Annotated in this window: 18 protein-coding genes; 11 read left to right on the top strand and 7 right to left on the bottom strand. The window is 66.1% G+C overall.

The window, feature by feature from the left end; translation table 11 throughout:
- Positions 1-8: 8 nt before the first annotated feature.
- Both KZC52_RS09690 and KZC52_RS09685 read right to left on the bottom strand, forming a co-directional pair.
- Positions 9-302 (bottom strand): hypothetical protein, encoded by a 294-nt coding sequence (locus KZC52_RS09690; RefSeq protein WP_247623839.1) that lies wholly within the window; start codon positions 300-302, stop codon positions 9-11.
- Positions 303-406: 104 nt separating this feature from the next.
- Positions 407-997: a biotin transporter BioY gene (locus tag KZC52_RS09685; RefSeq protein ID WP_247623838.1), complete on the bottom strand. Its 591-nt coding sequence runs from the start codon at positions 995-997 to the stop codon at positions 407-409.
- Between the two features lie 54 nt (positions 998-1,051).
- Here KZC52_RS09685 and KZC52_RS09680 point away from each other — a divergent pair, with 54 nt between their 5' ends.
- A complete protein-coding gene (locus KZC52_RS09680; protein ID WP_247623837.1) occupies positions 1,052-1,681 on the top strand; it encodes a TetR family transcriptional regulator in 630 nt (209 codons plus the stop codon).
- 186 nt (positions 1,682-1,867) lie between these two features.
- Here KZC52_RS09680 and KZC52_RS09675 read toward each other — a convergent pair whose 3' ends face one another.
- Positions 1,868-4,333 carry a M1 family metallopeptidase gene (locus KZC52_RS09675; protein WP_247623836.1) on the bottom strand — a complete coding sequence of 822 codons (2,466 nt, stop codon included), beginning with the start codon at positions 4,331-4,333 and terminating at the stop codon, positions 1,868-1,870.
- Between the two features lie 256 nt (positions 4,334-4,589).
- On the opposite strand from KZC52_RS09675, the gene KZC52_RS09670 reads away from it, so the two are divergent.
- The 3 genes from KZC52_RS09670 to KZC52_RS09660 all read left to right on the top strand — a co-directional run bounded on the left by KZC52_RS09670 (position 4,590) and on the right by KZC52_RS09660 (position 5,659).
- The gene (locus KZC52_RS09670) at positions 4,590-4,832 is read left to right on the top strand and encodes a hypothetical protein (protein WP_247623835.1); all 243 of its coding nucleotides are present in this window, start codon (positions 4,590-4,592) and stop codon (positions 4,830-4,832) included.
- Between the two features lie 228 nt (positions 4,833-5,060).
- Positions 5,061-5,216: a hypothetical protein gene (locus KZC52_RS09665; RefSeq protein ID WP_247623834.1), complete on the top strand. Its 156-nt coding sequence runs from the start codon at positions 5,061-5,063 to the stop codon at positions 5,214-5,216.
- A complete protein-coding gene (locus tag KZC52_RS09660) occupies positions 5,213-5,659 on the top strand; it encodes an NUDIX domain-containing protein (RefSeq protein ID WP_247623833.1) in 447 nt (148 codons plus the stop codon). The genes KZC52_RS09665 and KZC52_RS09660 overlap by 4 nt, the downstream gene beginning before the upstream one ends.
- Positions 5,660-5,669: 10 nt before the next feature.
- On the opposite strand, the gene KZC52_RS09655 is transcribed toward KZC52_RS09660, so the two are convergent.
- Together KZC52_RS09655 and KZC52_RS09650 are read right to left on the bottom strand one after the other, a co-directional pair.
- On the bottom strand, positions 5,670-5,963 hold the full coding sequence (locus KZC52_RS09655; RefSeq protein WP_247623832.1) for a hypothetical protein: 294 nt from the start codon (positions 5,961-5,963) through the stop codon (positions 5,670-5,672).
- A 148-nt stretch (positions 5,964-6,111) separates the two neighbouring features.
- A complete protein-coding gene (locus KZC52_RS09650) occupies positions 6,112-7,104 on the bottom strand; it encodes an SDR family NAD(P)-dependent oxidoreductase (RefSeq protein WP_247623831.1) in 993 nt (330 codons plus the stop codon).
- 84 nt (positions 7,105-7,188) lie between these two features.
- Here KZC52_RS09650 and KZC52_RS09645 point away from each other — a divergent pair, with 84 nt between their 5' ends.
- From KZC52_RS09645 to KZC52_RS09615, 7 genes are all read left to right on the top strand, one after another.
- Positions 7,189-7,794: a TetR/AcrR family transcriptional regulator gene (locus KZC52_RS09645; RefSeq protein ID WP_247623830.1), complete on the top strand. Its 606-nt coding sequence runs from the start codon at positions 7,189-7,191 to the stop codon at positions 7,792-7,794.
- Between the two features lie 238 nt (positions 7,795-8,032).
- Complete coding sequence (locus KZC52_RS09640) at positions 8,033-8,437, top strand: VOC family protein (RefSeq protein ID WP_247623829.1); 405 nt, start codon at positions 8,033-8,035, stop codon at positions 8,435-8,437.
- On the top strand, positions 8,434-8,742 hold the full coding sequence (locus KZC52_RS09635; protein WP_247623828.1) for a winged helix-turn-helix transcriptional regulator: 309 nt from the start codon (positions 8,434-8,436) through the stop codon (positions 8,740-8,742). The genes KZC52_RS09640 and KZC52_RS09635 overlap by 4 nt, the downstream gene beginning before the upstream one ends.
- A gap of 206 nt (positions 8,743-8,948) precedes the next feature.
- Complete coding sequence (locus KZC52_RS09630) at positions 8,949-10,499, top strand: Ig-like domain-containing protein (RefSeq protein WP_247623827.1); 1,551 nt, start codon at positions 8,949-8,951, stop codon at positions 10,497-10,499.
- A 38-nt stretch (positions 10,500-10,537) separates the two neighbouring features.
- A complete protein-coding gene (locus KZC52_RS09625; RefSeq protein WP_247623826.1) occupies positions 10,538-13,366 on the top strand; it encodes a laminin G domain-containing metallophosphoesterase family protein in 2,829 nt (942 codons plus the stop codon).
- Between the two features lie 234 nt (positions 13,367-13,600).
- Positions 13,601-14,506, top strand: coding sequence for a NotI family restriction endonuclease (locus KZC52_RS09620; RefSeq protein ID WP_247623825.1), 906 nt, complete (start codon positions 13,601-13,603; stop codon positions 14,504-14,506).
- 34 nt (positions 14,507-14,540) lie between these two features.
- Positions 14,541-15,500 carry a DNA cytosine methyltransferase gene (locus KZC52_RS09615; protein WP_247623824.1) on the top strand — a complete coding sequence of 320 codons (960 nt, stop codon included), beginning with the start codon at positions 14,541-14,543 and terminating at the stop codon, positions 15,498-15,500.
- Between the two features lie 179 nt (positions 15,501-15,679).
- On the opposite strand, the gene KZC52_RS09610 is transcribed toward KZC52_RS09615, so the two are convergent.
- Both KZC52_RS09610 and KZC52_RS09605 read right to left on the bottom strand, forming a co-directional pair.
- A complete protein-coding gene (locus KZC52_RS09610; RefSeq protein ID WP_247623823.1) occupies positions 15,680-16,369 on the bottom strand; it encodes a hypothetical protein in 690 nt (229 codons plus the stop codon).
- Between the two features lie 629 nt (positions 16,370-16,998).
- A complete protein-coding gene (locus tag KZC52_RS09605) occupies positions 16,999-18,288 on the bottom strand; it encodes a DNA sulfur modification protein DndB (RefSeq protein ID WP_247623822.1) in 1,290 nt (429 codons plus the stop codon).
- Positions 18,289-18,595 lie beyond the last annotated feature (307 nt).

Here is an 18,595-nt window from a genome sequence, read left to right as displayed (position 1 = left end):
GGCGTGCGTCACTCGGGTCGTTGCAGGCGCTGCGCCCGCAACGCGAAGTCGAGGTGCTGCTGCGCGATCGAGCGGATGCCGACGAGCAGCAGGCCGATGAACAGCGACACCGCTCCGAACCAGAAGATGACGGTGCCGAGCTGTGTCTGGAAGATCGCCCAGTCGGCGTCGCGATCCGCGTTGATCGTGCCGAGGAACGCGCCGATCGGCAGGAACAACGCGGCGACGACGAACAGCGTCGGCGCGAGCGCGGGCAGGGCGATCCGGTTCGGACGCACGTGGGGTGCGGGGGAGTTCGTCATGCCGCCGAGTCTAGGAGTTACCACCGCACCGATCGGTGCGAAATGTCGGTTATCCGGCGGCAGAACCGACATCCTGCACCGATCGGTGCACGCGCAGGGGCGACTCAGTCGCGGCGGGTGCGATCGATCAGGCGCCAGGTGGCGGGGAGGAGTCCGGCCATCGCGACGATCTTGATCGCGTCGCCGATCAGGAACGGCACGACGCCGAGGCCGATCGCGGTGGGGATGTCGACCCCGGCGAAGGCCGCGAGCCACGGCACACCGCACGCGTAGATCGCGAGCGAGCCGAGGCCGGCGAGTCCGAGCGTCGAGAGCACGGAACGGTCGGCTCGGCGGCGTGCCAGAGTGCCGACCAGCAGGGCGGCGACCACGTAGCCGACGATGTATCCGAACGACGAGAACGCCCAGCCCGCATTGCCGCCGGCGAAGAGCGGCACGCCGATCACGCCGAGAGCCAGGTAGAGGAGTGCGCTCGCGCTTCCGCGCAGGGGTCCGAGCGAGGCGCCCGTCAGCAGCACGGCGAAGGTCGCGAGCGACAGCGGCACCGGCGTGAACGGAAGCGGAATGGCGATGTATCCGGCAACCGTGATGAACGCGGTGCCGGCGAGCGTGAGTGCGATATCCCGCACCCGTGCGCCGGGAACGAGGTCGGCGAGCACCAGAGCGGAGCGCGGGGAGACGGCGGATGCTGACATGGGAAGTTCCTCCTGAACACTGTTCACCTGAACACTGTTCGGTACAGTAGCACCATGAACGCGGCATCCGCAGATCAGCCCGCCCCGAGGCGCAGCAAGCCCGACGTCGTCGACGCGGCCATGAGCGTTCTCGCCGAGAACGGCATCGCCGGGCTCTCGATGCGCCGCATCGCCGACGAACTCGACGTGCAGGTGAGCGCGCTGTACTGGCACTTTCCGAACAAGCAGGCGCTCCTGGCCGCGGTCAGCGCCCGCATGGTTGCGGGCGAATCGGATGCCGAATCGGATGCCGAATCGGATGCCCCCGACCTCGCCGCCACGGCCACCGCGCTGCGCGACCGTCTCCTCGCCCACCGCGACGGCGCCGAGGTCGTGTCGAGCTCGCTCGCGCTCGGGCTGCTCGACCTGCCCGCTCGGCAGCGGCTCGTCGAGGCGGCGCTCGCCGCGGGGCTCACGGATGCCGCGGCCGAGGTCGCCGCCGACACCCTGGTGCACTACGTGATCGGGTTCACGTTCCACGAGCAGCAGCGGGTGCACGCGGCTGTCATCGGGGCCGCGGATCCCTCCGTCGACCTCTCGCCCGCGCGACTCGCCTCCCCGGGCGCCAGCCCGGACGACAACTTCGCCGCGGGGCTCGCGCTGATCGTCTCCGGCATCCGCTCGGCCGCCGTCGCAAACTCCTGAGCTCCACCCGAGCCGCCGAGGGGTCAGAATACGCCGTGCCGCGGCATCCGTCTGCGGCGTGTCTTGACCCTTCACCACCGCGCGACCGCCGCCCGACCACCGCCGCACCGCCGACCGCACCCGAAAGCGCCCGCCCCCGGAATCCCGGGGACGGGCGCTCGCGTGCGTCAGCCGATCAGACCTCGATCAGACCTCGAGCTTGCGGCGTCGGGCGGCGACGAACATGCCTCCGCCGACGAGCAGCACGAGGGCCAGCAGGCCGAGTGCCGTGGGTAGTTCGCCCCCGGTCTGGCTGAGTTCGCCCGAACCGTCGGGGTCGCCGGGGGTGACGGCTCCGCCACCACCCGTGCCACCGCCGGTGCCGCCGCCGTTGTCGGGGTCTTCGCCTCCGCCGGGAACCTCGGCCGCGGCGACCGCGACGGTCGCCTCGCTCGTGACCGATCCGCTGCGGAAGCCCTCGAGGGTTCCCGTGACCGTGACCGTGATGCGGGCGCCGAGAGCGGATGCCGGGATCACGAAGTTCGGTCCGGCATCGACGGCGCGAGCGGCCATCAGCCCGGCGGGCTCGTCGACCGGCTCTTCCTCGTCCTCCGCGGGGACCTCGACCGGAACACCGTCGATCGCCCACTCGTAGGTGAGCTCGGTGCCCTCGGGCCAGCCCTCGGAGGTCGCGGTCAGCGTCTCGCCGACGACGGCCTCACCCGTGATGGTGGGCAGCTCGGTCGGGGCGACGATCTCGACGACCGAGGTGTCGACCGCGCACGTCTCGGTGCAGCTTCCACCGAGGGTGAGGGGCTTCACGGCCAGCGCGAACGAGCCGCCGGCCGATTTCTCGCTGATCGTCGCGTCGATGGTCAGCGACGCGCTCGTGCCGACCGCCGTGCCGACCGGGATCGGCCAGCTGAGCGTGGTGCCGTCGAGCGTGGCGCCCTCGGGCACGACCAGGTCGGCGTTCGCGAGCAGCGCGCTCACGTCGACCGACACGACCGACGAGGCCAGCGGCACGCGACCGGTGTTGAGCGCCGTGACGGTGTACGACACGGTCTCGCCCGGGTAGAGCGCGACCTCGGGGCTGCCGCCGCTGAGTGCGACCAAGTACTTGTCGGGCCAGGCGGGCTTGCCGGGCTCGAGGATCCAGTCGGTCCAGAAGGCGGTGAGGTCGAAGCCCGAGAGTTCCTCGGCCAGGGCCTTCAGATCGGCGCCGGCGAGGCTCTTGCCCGCGTTGTCGACCTGCCACTGCTTGATCAGGGTGAAGTACGGCTCATCGCCGATCGCGACCCGCAGCGCCGCCCAGAACTGCGCGCTGCGCGTGTAGGTCTGGTAGCCGTAGAGGTTGGCCGAGTCGGTCTGACCGCCCGGTGCGATGTTCCAGTTGGCGCTGGTCGGAGCGGTGTTGTTCCACGAGTTGAAGTACGTCTGCTCCGAGAGGGTCGCGCCAGCGGCCGGTCCCTCCGAGGAGTTGTAGTACGTCGGACCCCAGGTCGCCATGCCCTCGCCCATCCAGATGTCGGTCCACGTCGACGGGGCGACGTTGTTGCCGTACCACTGGTGCACGAGTTCGTGGATGAGCGTGTTGCCGTTGACCGAGTTCACGCTCGGGAAGAACGAGCGGTCCTGCGTCTCGAGTGCGTAGTTGATCGCGCTCGGAACGGTCTTCACGATCACGCCGGTGCTGTTGCCCGGGTAGGGACCGTAGATGCGCTCGAGGTTCTGCGTGATGGTCTGCAGCTGCGTAATGCGGTTGCGCACCGTGGTCTTGTTCGCGTCGCTGAGGCCGAAGTCGATGAACGACCACGACGGGATCGTGCGACCGTCGAGCAGCGTGATGCTGCCCTCGACGACCTCGTAGCGGCCGATGCCGATGACGACGAGCTCCGACGCCATCTGCTTCTGCTGGCGCCAGGTCCACGTGGTGCGCTCGCCGGACTGGCTGACGACCTTCGACTGCAGCTCGCCGTTGCTCGCGACAGCGCCCGGGGCGCTCACGCCCGCCGTGTTGGTGAGGGTCGACGGGGCGTCCACCGTGATCGTGTAGGTGGCCTTGTCGCCGGGGGTGTTGTTGTGCGGGAAGCCGGTCATCATGCCGATGGGCTGGCCCAGCAGCATCGCACCGTCGTTGGTGCCGCTCCAGCCTTCCTGGCTGTCGTCGGCGTCGGTGTGGAACACCGGAACTCCGCTGTAGTTCACGGTGACGGTGAACTCGCCGGTGACCGGGGTCGCCGGGGTCACGATGAGCTTGTACTTGATGGCTGCCGCGTCGATGTCGCGGGACCAGGTGGCGGGCTGGCCGTTCACGAACACGCTGTCGACGGTCAGACCCTCGAAGTCGAGCGAGAACGAGCGCAGCGGCGCGAGGGCGCGGGCCGTCATGGTGGTGGATGCCGAGTCGAACTTGCCCGTGACGACGGCGGTGCTGCCCGTGCCGGCGACGCCGGTCGGGCTCCACGCGATGTCGATGTCGTAGTCGAGGGCGTCGTATCCGCCGTTGCCGACGTTGGGGAACATGGCGTCGCCCGAGGTGCGGGCTCCGTCGATCGGGTCGTCGGCGGCGGATGCCGGAACGGCGGTGGCGAGGAGGGAGCCGGCGAACAGCGCGGTGACCATGGTGGTCGCGAGCAGCCGCCGACGTCGGAGAGGAGTCAGTCGGGTCATGAGTGCTTTCGGGTAGGCAGGAACGAAAGGCGACCGGTCACGTCGTCGTGGTGCAGGGGTGGCTTGTGGCCGGGGTCGCGAATGCGGGTTGATCGCAACCTAGGGAAGTCCTGTGTCGGCAATATATCGCCTTTGTGTCGGGCAGATTGCAGGAATTTTTCCTGTCCCGTTACCTGCCGTCGAGGGATCCGGCAAGGGGGTTCTGCGGGGCGGTGCCGTCGCGTAGACAGGGGGCCAGATCGAAGGAGAGATAGGCATGGCTGCCGGCGACATAGTGACGTTTCACCGCAACGGAATCTGGTTCAACCGCATCGAAGGAGAGGCGGGGGTGATCGGATCGGGATATCTCACCGAAGCGGATGCCGTCGTCGCGGGCCGCGGTTCGGCCGCTGCGCGCCAGGTCGATCACCTCGTCCACGACGAGGAGCCTCCCGCCGACGCCGATGACCCGTACGCGCGGCATCCGCGCGATCGCGTCGGGGTGTCGATGAAGGGCTGAGCCTCGGCATCCGAAGCTTCCGGTCGCGTCCGCGCGCCCGGGCAAGGATCGAGAGCGCACCGTCACCACCCCTGGGCGGTGCGCTCTCGTGTGTGCGGTTGACGTCTCGTCGCCGCAGTGGCCACCGACCGGTCGGAAATGACGGTTCTGAGCGTCGATAGGCAGCATTTCGCACCGATCGGGTGCGGCACACCGCCCCACTCTGGCCCGTGGCCCTAGCGTGGGGGCATGTTCGCTCCGACCTTCGTCATCGGCCTGCTCATCTACGTCGCGATCGTGCTGATCGGCCTGCTCGTGCTGTGGTTCGTGATCTACACGGCCGTGCGCGCGGCGCTGACCTCGCATCGCCAAGCACTGGCGGAGGAGCGACTCGGGCGCTCGTGATCTCCGACTACGTCCGTGCGCTGCGCGACCGCATCGGACACGACCTGCTGATGCTTCCGGGCGTCACCGCCGTGATCCGTGACGGCGAGCGCTTCCTGCTCGCGCGCAGCGCTGGGACAGACGAATGGAGCCTGATCGGCGGCGGAGTCGAACCCGGCGAGGAACCCGCGGATGCCGTTGCGCGAGAGGTGCGCGAAGAGCTCGGCGCGAGCATCCGCATCACCGGGATCATCGGTGCCTACGGGGGTGAGTCGCTCGTCGTCGACTACCCGAACGGTGATCGGGTCGCTTACGTGACGACCGCCTACGCGTGTGAGGTGGTCGACAAGATCGAGCCCGACGGCGAGGAGATCGTCGAGGTCGGGTGGTTCACGGCATCCGAGATCGCGGGCCTCGATCGCGAGCCGTGGATCGATCGCGTGCTGGCGGATGCGGTGCGCTGAGGCGCCGGAGTCAGATCCGCTCCTGAACCCCGGCATCCGCACCGTGTTCATCCTCGAACGCCCGAGTGTCGTGGCGCGCCTTGCCGAGTGAGACCATGCACGCGATCGCGAGGAGGAGGAAGACGATCGCGGCGATCCACGGCCAGGGCTTGGCGCCCCCGTCAGTGATGAGCACCACGACCCATCCGGCGGCCAGGACGAGCGAGATGACGAGTTGGCCCATCGCCCACCGGCTCTTCCGGTCAAGCGCCATCCGCTGCTGGATCAGCGACGGCTGCGGTGTAGAGGCGTCTGATTCAGTCATCCGGCGAGCCTAGGCGATCGCCCGCTCCTTGTGGGGTGAGGTTCCGATGCTCCCGCGGCCCGCCTCTGATCGGTCAGAAATGTCGGTTCTCCGGGCCGAGAACCGACATTACTGACCGATCGGTGCACTCCGGCGCGCGGCGAGACGCCTACTGCACCGACCAGCCGCCGTCCGAGGCGAGGATCGCGCCGTTGATGTTCACGCCGTCGTCCGACAGCAGGAAGGTGATCGAGGCGGCGAGCTGCTCGGCGGTCGCGACGGTCGGGATCGCCTGCTGGAACGGGGAGAGGCGGGCCGAGCCGTACTCCGACATGTGCGGGGGCATCGGGATGCCGGTGGCCACCCCGCCGGGCGCGACCGAGTTCACGCGGATGCCCTTCGGGCCGTACATGAACGCCGCCGACTTCGTGACGCCGATGATGCCGTGCTTGCTGGCGGTGTAGGCGTTGCCCGAGGCGTTTCCGCGCAGACCCGCCTCGCTCGAGACGTTGAGGATCGACCCGCGGCCGGCCTTCTCCATGATCGGCAGCACCGCGCGCATGAGCTTGAAGGGGGCGGTGAGGTTGATCGCGATGACGCGGTCCCACACGGCATCCGTTGTTTCCCCTGCGGGCGAGAAGTCGTCGTTGATGCCGGCGATGTTCGCGAGTCCGTCGATCGTGTCGCCCGCGGCGGCGATGACGGCGTCGATCGCGTCCTGCTTCGTGAGGTCGCCGGCGACGGTGACGATGTCGGCATCCGGGTTGTCGGCCTTGAGGGCGTCGAGCTTCTCGGCGGCGATGTCGCTGGCGATCACGCGTCCGCCTTCGCGGGCGATGCGTTCGGCGGTCGCGCGACCGATGCCGGATGCCGCGCCCGTGACGATCACGGTCTTGCCGGCGAACCGGGCGCCGGCCTCGACGACCGGCTCGGCCTCTTTGACCGGCACGACGCCGCCGTTGGCCGCGCGCACGAGGTCGTCGACGACCGACTGCGGCATGGCTCCCTGGCTCATCGCGACGAGCTGCTGCAGCGGCAGGCCCAGCACGGGGGTGAGGAGCGACGGGTCGGCGCCGGTCTGCTCGAAGAGTCCGCGGATGAGCGGGCCGCCGGTCGGGTCGTCGAGCCATTCGCCGATGGTGGAGTGGGCGGTGAGGGCCATGTCGTGCTCCTTGTTCGGGTTCCTGCGAGTTTCGCAACGGTGCGTCTACTTATGGATCAGTGTACGCCCGAGTAGCCTCTGATGGTGCCCCGTCCTCGCAGTGAGAAAGCGCGCCGGTCCGTTCTGGACGCGATGCGCGCCGCGGTGTCGACGGGCGCCTACGAATCGGTGACGATCGAGGGGCTCGCCGAGGCCGCCGAGGTCTCGAAGCAGACCATCTACCGCTGGTGGCCGTCGAAGGCCGCGATTCTCGGCGAGGCGCTGCTCGAGGGGTCGGTGCCCGGCGCCGCGGTCTCGGTGCCGTTCACTTCTGATCTGGGGGCGGACCTGCGGGCCTGGTTCTCGGCCATGAGCCTGTCGCTGGGCGACGCAGAGGGCGTCGCGATCGCGCGGGCGCTGATCGTGGTGACCGCATCGGATGCCGCGCTCGGGCTCGCCTTGAACGAACGGCTGGCCGCGCCGATCCGCCAGTGGGTGCGCGAGCGGTTGGCGCTCGCGGTCGCCGACGGCGAGGTGCGATCGGATGCCGACGCCGAGGTCATCGCGGATCAGTTCGTCGCGATGTCGAGCTATGCCGCCCTGCTGGGCCGTCCGCTCAGTGACGAACGGGTCGAGGCGACGGTGCGGGTGCTGCTGCGGGGGATCGGTGACCCGGGGCGGGATGCTTCGACAAGCTCAGCAACCCAGTAGTCGGAAGTGAGTCCCTGAGCCTGTCGAAGGGCCATACCCCGAGAGACTGGGTCCCTGAGCCTGTCGAAGGGCCCACCCCGCAACACCTGCAGGGAGATGTCACGTCTGCAGGGAGCATCCGCCCGTTTCTCCCTGCAGATGTGATCCGTCCGTGCGGATGAGCGGGCAGATGGGCGGACAGACGAGCGGATGCCGAACACCCCTTGACCCCGCACTTGCATTTTGCAAGTATCAACACATGAGCCTCTTCATCACCTGTCCCGTGGCTGACGTCGAACGAGCCACCGCCTTCTACACCGCCCTCGGGTGGACCCTCAACGCCGAGATGTCGGACCACAACGTGTCGTGCTTCCAGATCGCGCCCGAGCAGTACGTGATGCTCGGCAGCCGCGAGATGTACGCGAGCGTCGGCGGCACCGAAGACCTGATCGGCGGTCCCGACACCCCGTCGAAGGTCACCGTCTCGTTCGACCTCGACAGCCGCGAGGCGGTCGACGAACTCGTCGCGCGCGCCGAAGCCGCGGGCGGTCGCGTCGGTGACATCGACGACTACCCCTTCATGTATCAGCGCCAGTTCGACGACCCCGACGGTTACCACTACTCGCCGTTCTGGATGAAGCCGGCGACCGACCAGACCGCGTGAGCGACCTCTCCGCCGCCCTCGACATCGTCGGTGCGCGCTGGGCGCTGCTCATCGTGGAGCAGCTGCTCGCCGGCCCGCAACGCTACGGTGATCTGCAGCGCGAGCTCGGGGCGCCGACGAACATGCTCGCGACCCGGTTGCGCGAGTTGGAAGAAGCCGGCGTGCTGAGGCGATTGCCGCTGACGCACAACACCCGCGCCTACGTGCTGACCGAGCGCGGGGAGGCGCTGGGGGAGGCGATCGATGCGTTGGGCGCGTGGGGTCGTGCGGGGAGGGATGCTTCGACAGGCTCAGCAACCCAGTAACGAGGGAACCCAGTAACGAGGGAACCAAGTAACGAAGGAACCCAGTAGCGGGGGACCGGGTCCCTGAGCCTGTCGAAGGCCACCCAAACGCCTCACCCCATTAACTTTTCGTTCACTCCCGCGCCGCCTGCCGGCATCCGCGATCCCTAGGTTCGGAGTCGGCGCGGCGAGACCCTGCTCGTGCGCGCTCCGAAAGGACCCCCCGCATGAGAACCCTCTCTCGTCGTGCCCGTCGGCGTGCCCTCGCGACCCTGAGCGTGGCCGCCCTCACCTCCCTCGCGCTGCTGCCCTCGATCGCGGTCGCCGAGGCCGATCCCGATCCCGTGCTGCTCGGTGAGCCGACCCCGTTCCTGATCGAGAGCCTCAGTGCGCCCGGCAAGGTGATCGAGATCGGCAACCCGAACGCGCAGACCACCGTGCCCGACAGCACGCGTGCCGCCGCGGCGGTGTTCCCGTTCGCCAAGACCCCCGCCGAGCTCAGCGCCCAGGCCGTGCTCGCCTATCCGGTCGAGGGCGCGAGCAACACCTTCGTGCTCGCGAACGACGACGGCCAGGTGCTCGCCCGCCGCGCGAACGACGACCCGAACTTCCGCTACCTCACGCTCCCCGGCGTGACGCTCGACGATGCCGCGGCGAACCCCCTCGCACAGTGGACCGCGAGCGACGCGGGCAACGGATACAGCTACCTGCGCAACGTCCAGGCGTACGGCAACGGCGCGATCGCCGGCCTCGACATGTACAACTGGGCGACGGCGGCGGGCAGCGAGGTGCAGACCTACGACGCCGGCGGCGCGAACGTGCAGAAATGGCGGATGCATCCGCTCACCGCCACCGTCGAGACCCACCAGCAGCGCGTCGACACGGGCACGACGCCCGCGTTCCCGACGGCGCTGACCGGAAAGTACTCGTGGGGCCTCACTGCTCCGCTCGCGAACATCGCGTGGAACGCGCCGGCATCCGACGTGTGGAACACCGACGGCACGGTGACCGTCGAGGGCACCGGCACCGGATACTTCGGCGAGACCGTCCCGGTGACGGCGGAATACCTCGTCGGCTCGCTGGGCGGCGCGGCCGACGCGACGATGTCGGGCTACGTGGGCCAGACGCTCAAGGAGCTGCAGATGCACGCGCCGACCCACGTCGAGCGCACGGTCTCGGGCTCGACGACCACGGTGCGCGCGAAGGTCACGTGGGACTGGGCGTCCGTCGCCGCCGATGCGACGGCATCCGCCGGCACCATCGAGGTCCCCGCCACCGCGGCCACCGGCTTCGACGCCCGCCTCGTCATCACGATCGCGCCCGCCGAGAGCGTGAACATCCTGCGCGGCGCTGGCATCCACTACGACTACACGCACATGAACGGCACGAACTTCCGCCTGACCGACGGCAACCGCACGGTCACCGGCTTCGACGACTGGCGCAGCGGCGGGGCCGCGAACCGCGTCAACCCGAACACGGTGAGCTTCTACTTCGACCAGCCTCGCCAGCTCACGGGCGCCGGAGTCTTCGACCTCAACGGCCTGAAGAACGTCGGCGGGGTGACGGTGCAGTACCGCGATCTCATCGGCGGCTGGATCGACATGCCCACGGATGCCGTCGCCTGGCCGTACGTGAACCAGGCGCCCGACCTGAGCCTCGAGTTCGAGAGCACCCCCGTGCTCGTCACCGGCCTGCGCGTGATCATCACGAACAAGGCGAGCAGCAACTGGATGAGCCTGTCCGAGATCGAGGCCTACGGCCCCGCGCTCGTCGGCTGACCCCCTCTCCCTTCTTTCCCTTCTCCCTGAGGAAGACCATGACCTCCCCCACTTCGCGCCGCCCGTGGCGCGCCCTGTCCGCCGCGGTCGTCGCCGCCGGCCTTCTCGCCGCGCCCGTCGTTCCGGCGGCTGCGGCCGATTCGACCGATTCGATCGGGGATGCGCTGGCGCAGGCATCCGCTGTCATCGCCGATGAGATGCGCTCGAGTTTCGTGCTGCCGGTGCTGCCCGACACGCAGTTCTATTCGCGGTACAGCGCCTCGCAGTTCTACCCGAAGTACGACACGAACCCGTTCGAGGTGCAGACCGACTGGATCGTCGAGCACCAGGACGACCTCAACGTGCCGTTCGTCGTGCACGTCGGCGACGTCGTCGACCAGCAGTGGGTGACGGGCGAGTGGGATGCCGCGGCGAAGGCCATGCAGAAGCTCACCGACGGGGGCGTGCCGTACTCGGTCGTTCCCGGCAACCACGACGTCGCCGACATGAACGCGCGGTCGTCGGAGGCGAACTCGTGGCAGTACCTGCAGCGGTTCGACGCGGGTCGCATGGCCGCGCAGGGCGGTGAGACGTTCGTCGACAGCTTCCAGAACGGGCTCTCGACCGCGTACATCTTCGAGGCCGAGGAGCACGAGTGGATGTCGCTCGCGCTCGCGTGGAACGCCTCGGCCGACACGTTCGCGTGGGCGCAGCGCGTGATCGACGCGAACCCGGGCATTCCGGTGATCCTGTCGTCGCACGCGGTGATCAACATCGCGCTCGACCAGACGTCGCCCGCGGACTGGTGGTGGGGCGAGGAGCTGTGGAACCAGCTGATCCGCTCGAACGACGAGATCATCATGACGGTCAACGGGCACTTTCACGGCACCACGATGCGCGAGCGCACGAACGACTTCGGTCACCCGGTGTATCAGGTGCTCACGGACTACCAGATGGCGGCCGACGGCGGCAATGGATACATGACGCTGTTCGAGTTCGACCTCACGAACGACCGCATCGACGTCGAGTCGGTGTCGCCGTGGGTGACGGTGAAGGACAAGGAGTCGCTGACCGCGAACGACACTCCCGTGCTGGACGGGAAGTGGCAGTCGTTCTCCCTTCCTTTGGACTTCGAGGCGCGGTTCGGATACTCGGTGACGCCCGGTTCGGAGACGAAGGGCGACCTGTCGGAACGGGCCAAGGAGATCGTCCTGGAGGGCTGGGACGGCACCGGCGTCGGCGAGCAGTGGGCCGCTGCGGGGCGGGCGGACGACTACGTCGCCGTCGACGGCACGGTGGCGCACTGGCGGTTCGGTTCGGTGGCGGAGGGTGTCGTGGATTCGTCCACTGAGATCCCGGATGTGGCCGGCGAGAGCCCGATGTATCGCAGCGCGATCGAGAACACGGATGCTCCCGAGAAGCTCGAAGACGTGCAGGTATCCCACTCCAACGTGCCGTTCTACTCGTCGGACCGCGGGGCCGTGTGCTTCGCCGACGTGCACCGCAACGCGAGTGGTCCCGACAACATGTCGTACATCTCGACCGAGTACGGGGCGCCGGCGACGTTCGCCGATCTCTCGTCGTCGTCGGGGTACACGGTCGAGGCGTTCCTGCAGCTCGACGAGGAATGGACCGAGGCCGCGAACCGGTGGAGCGCCGCGCTGACGCGTGGAGGCGCACGCCAGTGGATCGGGATCGACGACTCGTCCGACCCGGGAGCCGGCGCCGCATGGCTCGGCATCTCGAGCCTGCGCGAGTACCAGTTCTCGGCGGGCGACACTGACACTCGTAACTCGTACACGCTGTGGTCGGGCGAGATCATGCAGGGGTCGTGGCACCACGTCGCGATCGTGAACGACCCTCGCGCGGACACCGCCATCATGTACGTCGACGGCGTGCCGGTGCTGCGCAACGCGTCGAATGTCGGCGGCATGATGGCCGCGGACTTCATGCCGTGGATCATCGGCGCCTCGACCTGGAACACCGAGGTCGAGCACGGCTGGCACGGGTGTATCGGCGAGGTGCGCGTGGTGGATCACGCTCTGTCTTCGCGTGAGTTCCTGTATCAGCGGGCTGATCTTGGGTCTGTTTTTTCGGTTTCCGGTGACTTCGATGCGGTGCTGCCGTCGGATGCTGTGGTGTCGTCGTTCTCCGGGCGCGGGTTTGCCGGGTCTTCGGTGAGTGTGGTGGTCGACGGGGTGTCGCTCGGGTCTTCGGTCGTTGCGGCTGACGGGTCTTGGACGGTTGCGCTGTCGTCACCCATCTCGGGGTCTGGCGCGCACGCGGTGTCGTTCGTTCCGTCGATCGGGACGCGGAGTGCTGCGGCAGTGTCTGTCTCCGTGCTGATCGGTGAGGGTGCGTCGCCGTGGGCGCCGGTGGAGTCCGACCTTACCGACGCGCTGGAAGGCGTGATCTCGGTCGACCCGTCGCGCTTCGCGCCGGGGGCTACGGTGTCGGTTTCGCTGCCTTCGGGGTTCGAGGGGGCGACTGTTTACGGGTACCTGTTCTCTTCGCCGGTGTCGGCGGGGTCGGGGGTCGTGACGGATGGCGCGGTCTCGTTGACCGTGCCGGAGACGGTGCCGTTCGGTGAGCACCGCTTCGCGCTGTACGCCGCGGACGGGGCGGTCATCGGGTGGGACTCGGTGACGGTCGTGGATCCTGCCGGTGGTTCGGATGGTGGGTCTGGGTCTGATGGCGGTTCGGCCGGTGGTGGGGCGGATGCCGGGGGTGGTGCGGGGTCTGAGGATGGCTCGCTCGCGACGACCGGGATCGACGGGTCGTGGATGCTGCTGTGGATTGCGCTCGGGGCGGGCGTTGCGGCTGGTGGGCTGACGCTGTTGCTGCGGCGGCGCGAGACGCGCGGGGTGGAGTATGGCGTGAGCACCTGAGTGAAGTGCGGCTCTCCCGGTCATGTGGATTTGCGGCCAGGGAGAGAACTGTGTTCGGAGTCCGACGTTGCCGTCGACGACCTGGGAAGCGAGTGCCGGACGCGAGGAGCAATGGTTAAGAAGGTCCAGTTTGTGACTTGGCCGTAGGCGCTCTCAACGACTCTTGAGCGAAAGGCAGCGGCAAGCTGGCGAGCACACTTCGCCGTCGGGATGAAAAGATGCCACCATGGTTCCATGGGAGTGACAGTGGTGGATTGGTTCGGCTACCGACCGGACGACGGCAGCATGACGGCGGCCATTGACGCTGAACGGATGTACTGCCCTTTCATTCGGAAGACTTGTGAGAAGGTTCCGAAGGATGGAACGCCATCTGGGGTTTGCGCATTGAAGCAGACCACGATGGACCCCGTCGTTTGTTGTCCTAACAGGATGTATGGTGACGACTACCGAATTCTTCGGGATGTTGCAGTTCGCGCGTTCGGGGATGGACTCAGTCTTGTCAATGGGCGAGAAGCTCAGGCACGGGCGCTTGCGACCGGATCTCGTGTAGTAGGTGTGTTCGGTAAGAAGTGGGGCGGAGAGGTTCACCTGCCGCAACGTAAGGGCGCCGGCTCATACTTCGTAGATTGGATTCTGGCAGTAGTTTCGCCCAGTGGGCTCGAGGAATTCGTTGCGATCGAAGTCCAGACGATTGATACAACCGGAAACTATCACGACTCGCTTGATGCTCTCCGCGATGGCAGGAGAAAGGTGGAGAGCAAGGCTGCGGGATTCAACTGGGAGAACGTCAACAAGCGGATATTGTCCCAACTCATTTATAAGGGAAATCTTCTTCAACGTGAACCGAAGTGCAGAGGCGGACTTTACTTCGTCACGCCAAGGGGCGTGTACAACAAGATCATGGATCGCTTGATCGGAACCGGGCAGCCGCTGCCTGACTACCCGCAGTCCGCGGGTTCGATCACGTTCTTGTCGTATGACCCAGATTGGGCCAACGCGGTCGATGGGGCTCCAGCAGCCCTCGTGGCGACTGGTTCGTTGACGACAACCATCGCGCAGGTCTCCCTTGCGCTCAACAGCCCCACCAATCTTCCTCCCATGGGCGTCTACGCAGACTCCATCGAGGCGGCGTTTCAGTGACCTGCTTGTCGGATGTTTGTTCTAAGCTCGGTTCATGCGATACGTTTCTCTGTTCAGCGGCGGCGGCGGCCTCGATCTAGGTTTCGAGCGCGCAGGATGGGAACCTGTCGTGTGCGTGGACAACGATCCCGTCTCGTGTGAGACGCTCTCGCACAACCGACCGGACTGGAATGTCGTCTGTGACGACATCCGTAACTTCGACGCGACTCCCTACCGGGGAGTGGATGCTGTCGTCGGCGGACCGCCCTGCCAAGGCTTCAGTACGGCGGGAAAAGGGGACCCGAACGATCCTCGTAATTTCCTTTGGCGCGAGTACATGCGGGTCGTCAGTGAAGTTCAACCGCGTGCCGTTGTGATCGAGAACGTCAGTGCGCTCACCCATCGACGAAACGGTGATCATCTCAGTGGAATCATGGATGCCCTCGAGGACCAGGGCTACACGTTCGCATACGGTGTCCTGAACGCGGCAAACTACGGAGTCCCCCAAGGCAGGCGGCGTCTCATCGTTATCGGAGTGCGAGATGCCGAAGCGAGCCTGCCTTTGCCTACAACGGCGGATCGACAGCCGACCGTTGGTGAAGCGATTCTCGATCTGGCGGATCTGCCGGATGACCCCGGCTTCAATCACGTCGCTAATCGGCACGCGCCGCATGTTGCTGCGCGCTGGAGCATGCTCGCTCCCGGGGAGGACGACCCGAACTACCGCCGTTCGCGACTCGATGTCTCGAAGCCATCCATGACGATTCGGGCAGGCGGTGGGTACGGGCCGAGCGGAAACCACTTGGCGGGTTTTCATCCGCCGATTCATCCCACTCTCCCGCGACAGCTCACCGTGAGGGAAGCCGCTCGCATTCAAACGTTCCCGGATGAGTGGATTCTTCGCGGGCCTAAGACGATTCAGGGTCGCCAGATAGGCAACGCAGTTCCAGTAAACCTCGCCGCCGCGATCGGGGCGCATCTGGTGTCACTTCTTGAGCGGCCTTCGCCCGCCTAGAGGTCGGCATCCGCTTGGCCGGTGGCAGTTGCAACGCTTGATCAAGCATCCCGCGCATCTAAGGTTGACGCTGCTCGGGGTTACGCTTCGCCTTTGTGCTCTTGGCTGCAGGTGCCGTTGCGATCATCGGATCCTACGGGCTCGGATGCTTCGATGATCGGGGTTAGCGTCGCGGGCAGTCAATTTGACTCGCTGGTGGACTGGTTCTCTCTCATCATCGCTCGGACAACGAGTTGGACGGATGCTGCGCGTTCTTCCGGCGGGAGGGATTCGATGAGCCTCTCGACTCCCAGTAGCTTCGAGAACTCGACCGGTTGCGAGAAGAATTGTCGTAACTGAGCTGAAGACTCAGCCTGAATCTTCATGAAGGTAGCCCCAAGGTACCCAGCCAACGCAGCGCCAACCGCACCGAGAGACCCGAGCGTGATCGACGTTGCGGCGTCGCGCGCAGTTAGTGCCCCAATGATCGCTAGCACAAGTAAAAGGCCGAATCCCACGTAGCTAGTGACGGCGCCGTTCTTGAAGCTAACTTCCGACTGTGTTGTGACAATCCGGTGATAGTACTCAATCCGCTCTTGTGTGACTGACCAGAGCGCAGCGAGACTAAGAGGTTCGCCCGAGTCTGCAAGGTTACGTTCCCTTTCCTGCAGTTCGTCGGCAATTCCAAAGTCCTGCTTCAAGCGGAAGTATCTGCGGCGCCGCTGACGGTCCCAGAGAATCCAAAAGAAAGCCACGTACGCGGTCAGGAACGTAGCAATCAGCGCGGGCATCCACGGGGAGTAGAGCAGCGGGGTGAGGCCATATTCGGCCCGCTCTCCAAGCCGAGTTATGGCTCCGACAATCGCGAAGGCAAACGGTAGGACTGCCACAGTGCCAAGAATCGCGTGACGCCGAGCCATCGACTTGTACTCGGGAGACTCGCTCCACGCCGCATCTGCGAGTATTCGCTCGACCGATGCGGGAGCTTGAGCGGGCGGTCGGGGGGCTCTCTGTCGATGAGACGCGGACGCAGGCTGAAGGCGGCGCGGTGGGCGCGGAGAGCTGAAGCGAAGCTTGGGGTTCTGCACCTTGACAGAGTGGCACATCACCGCTGAAATTCATGAACCCTCTCGATTGCCGCTTGGGTGAAGCGCCCGTGCTGCTCGAACTTGAGATCGCGCACGAGCACGCCCTTCCGCATGAGGTGAGACGACATGCCGTTAGAAGGATTGAGCCGGTGGCGGAAGGATCTAGTCGGGCTTAGCGGGCTGCTCGAGGGGACCAAGCGCCGTTACGCGCTGCTCTTCAGAAGCCCTAAAATTTGCCGTCGCGGTTGCCGAGGTTAGGCTCGAATATTCTGGGGAGCCTGATTAGGCACGCCAGACCCCCGGGCCCGGAGCTCTGAGCCGGCGTCGCACTCACGCGAAGTGCTGGGACCGAGGCATGGGCGCGGGGATCTGATGGTTCTTGCGCACGAGCGCCGCAGCCGAGAGTGGCGCGGGGCTCATGAAGGCACTCCTTAAGTGTTGGAAACCTGGCCTGTGCGCCAATCTTCCGCGTACGTGACGAGAGCGTTGGAGAGACTCGAGAGGGAGCCCTGACGTGCCTGGGGCGCTCGGGTGCCTGCGATGAACGCGCCGGTAGACAGCCAGAACCTATCCGTCTCGGCGATTGGAATCGCACGCATGTGCGGGTCAAGCGTGCGCATGAAGTTTGCAATCTCTTCGTCGGAGAACTTGCCTCCGGTACGCTCAGGCTGGCGAAGCAGGTGGGTTGTTCCCGCGAGTACACGAAGCATTGTAACTGAGCCGATCATGCTGATCTGACGGACCTCAACCGGCGTGAGCTCTCCAGTCATCACTGCATCCACGCCCGGGAAGGCTGCAACAAGGATATCGAGGAAGTGTGAAGCGGCCTGCGTCGCAGCCTCGCGGTTCGCGCGCAGCTCATCCTCGACGCGTGCGCCGACCCGTCCATTCACCCCAACGTGAAGTGCGCGGATAATGTCAGCGAGCCCCTTCACACCAATGAAGTTCGGGTTCGACGGAGACATCCGTGCGGACTGTCCGCTTTCGACGCGTCCACTGAGCAGCGGGTGCGAGTCGGCGAGGTCAACCGCGATCTCGTTGATGATGTCGCGCTTGTCGAGGAACGATGTGAAGTCTGCGTTGACGCCCTTTGCGTTGTTGTTGATGTCGACGAACATCTGCTTGGCGACCTCTTTGCTGACGACGGCGAGTTCGATCGGGATGTGCTCGTTTGCAATCTTCTCGCGCCGAGCGCGCAACTTAGCGACCTCCTTGCCGCGCGCGGCTGCGGTTGCGTCATCGCCGGTGCGCTCTGCAGCAAGCTGCGTTTCGCGTTCCTCGGCGATGCGGCGATTCAGATCGTCGAGGGCTATGAAGACGCCCAGCGTGCGGTGCTGGCCGTCGAGCAGGATGATCTCTGTCAGGACATGCAGGGGGATCGAGAGAACACCCCAGGCTGTTCCGTCTGGGAACTCCTTGACAGCAGAAAAGTCCACTTCCCCTGATGGGGCTCTCACAATAATGGCGGGCGAGACCCAGCTCACCGTCTGTGTCAGGTACTTCGCGAAGGCCTTTGCTCGATTCAGGTCAACCTTGCGGTTGCCGTCGATCGGCTCGTTCGGGTCGGGCCGCTTGGCGATGAGCTGAGGAAGCTGGCTCAGCGGGATAGTGAAGTCATACATCTCGCGCTGGCCCTGGCGGTACTTCGTCGCGGGGATCTCAAGTGGGCGGATACCTCCGAGACCCGCGGGAAGCGAGTCCATATCGATAGATGTGTCCATGTGCTTATCCAAACCTTTCGCCGATTTATAAGAGTAGCGCGTTTCTTATAGTTAACCTAGCACTCTATAATTTGGTGTTCAAGGTTATTGTGGGAAGCGGTAACTTATAAGGAGGGGTTAGGTGCCCCTGCTCGCCAGGAGCCCAGAGGCGGGGGTGGTGCGCAGAACGGCCAAGCTGACTCGCGCAGGCGCCCGAGACAGCCGCGCTCGGAGCCGTATGTACGTCAACCCGTTCCGAACGCTCGACCTGTTCGAGCTCGGTGAGACGCTCATTCCCAAGGTCGAGAGGCCAAGAACAAGCATCGAT

The organism is Microbacterium galbinum, from assembly GCF_023091225.1.
Lineage (GTDB): Bacteria > Actinomycetota > Actinomycetes > Actinomycetales > Microbacteriaceae > Microbacterium > Microbacterium galbinum.
This window is presented reverse-complemented; position numbering and strand designations above follow the sequence as displayed.

Coding starts and splice junctions, on each gene's coding strand:
- KZC52_RS09690 (WP_247623839.1), bottom strand. CDS start 302: ATGACGAACTCCCCCGCACCCCACGTGCGTCCGAACCGGATCGCCCTG.
- KZC52_RS09685 (WP_247623838.1), bottom strand. CDS start 997: ATGTCAGCATCCGCCGTCTCCCCGCGCTCCGCTCTGGTGCTCGCCGAC.
- KZC52_RS09680 (WP_247623837.1), top strand. CDS start 1,052: ATGAACGCGGCATCCGCAGATCAGCCCGCCCCGAGGCGCAGCAAGCCC.
- KZC52_RS09675 (WP_247623836.1), bottom strand. CDS start 4,333: ATGACCCGACTGACTCCTCTCCGACGTCGGCGGCTGCTCGCGACCACC.
- KZC52_RS09670 (WP_247623835.1), top strand. CDS start 4,590: ATGGCTGCCGGCGACATAGTGACGTTTCACCGCAACGGAATCTGGTTC.
- KZC52_RS09665 (WP_247623834.1), top strand. CDS start 5,061: ATGTTCGCTCCGACCTTCGTCATCGGCCTGCTCATCTACGTCGCGATC.
- KZC52_RS09655 (WP_247623832.1), bottom strand. CDS start 5,963: ATGACTGAATCAGACGCCTCTACACCGCAGCCGTCGCTGATCCAGCAG.
- KZC52_RS09650 (WP_247623831.1), bottom strand. CDS start 7,104: ATGGCCCTCACCGCCCACTCCACCATCGGCGAATGGCTCGACGACCCG.
- KZC52_RS09640 (WP_247623829.1), top strand. CDS start 8,033: ATGAGCCTCTTCATCACCTGTCCCGTGGCTGACGTCGAACGAGCCACC.
- KZC52_RS09630 (WP_247623827.1), top strand. CDS start 8,949: ATGAGAACCCTCTCTCGTCGTGCCCGTCGGCGTGCCCTCGCGACCCTG.
- KZC52_RS09625 (WP_247623826.1), top strand. CDS start 10,538: ATGACCTCCCCCACTTCGCGCCGCCCGTGGCGCGCCCTGTCCGCCGCG.
- KZC52_RS09620 (WP_247623825.1), top strand. CDS start 13,601: ATGGGAGTGACAGTGGTGGATTGGTTCGGCTACCGACCGGACGACGGC.
- KZC52_RS09615 (WP_247623824.1), top strand. CDS start 14,541: ATGCGATACGTTTCTCTGTTCAGCGGCGGCGGCGGCCTCGATCTAGGT.
- KZC52_RS09605 (WP_247623822.1), bottom strand. CDS start 18,288: ATGGACACATCTATCGATATGGACTCGCTTCCCGCGGGTCTCGGAGGT.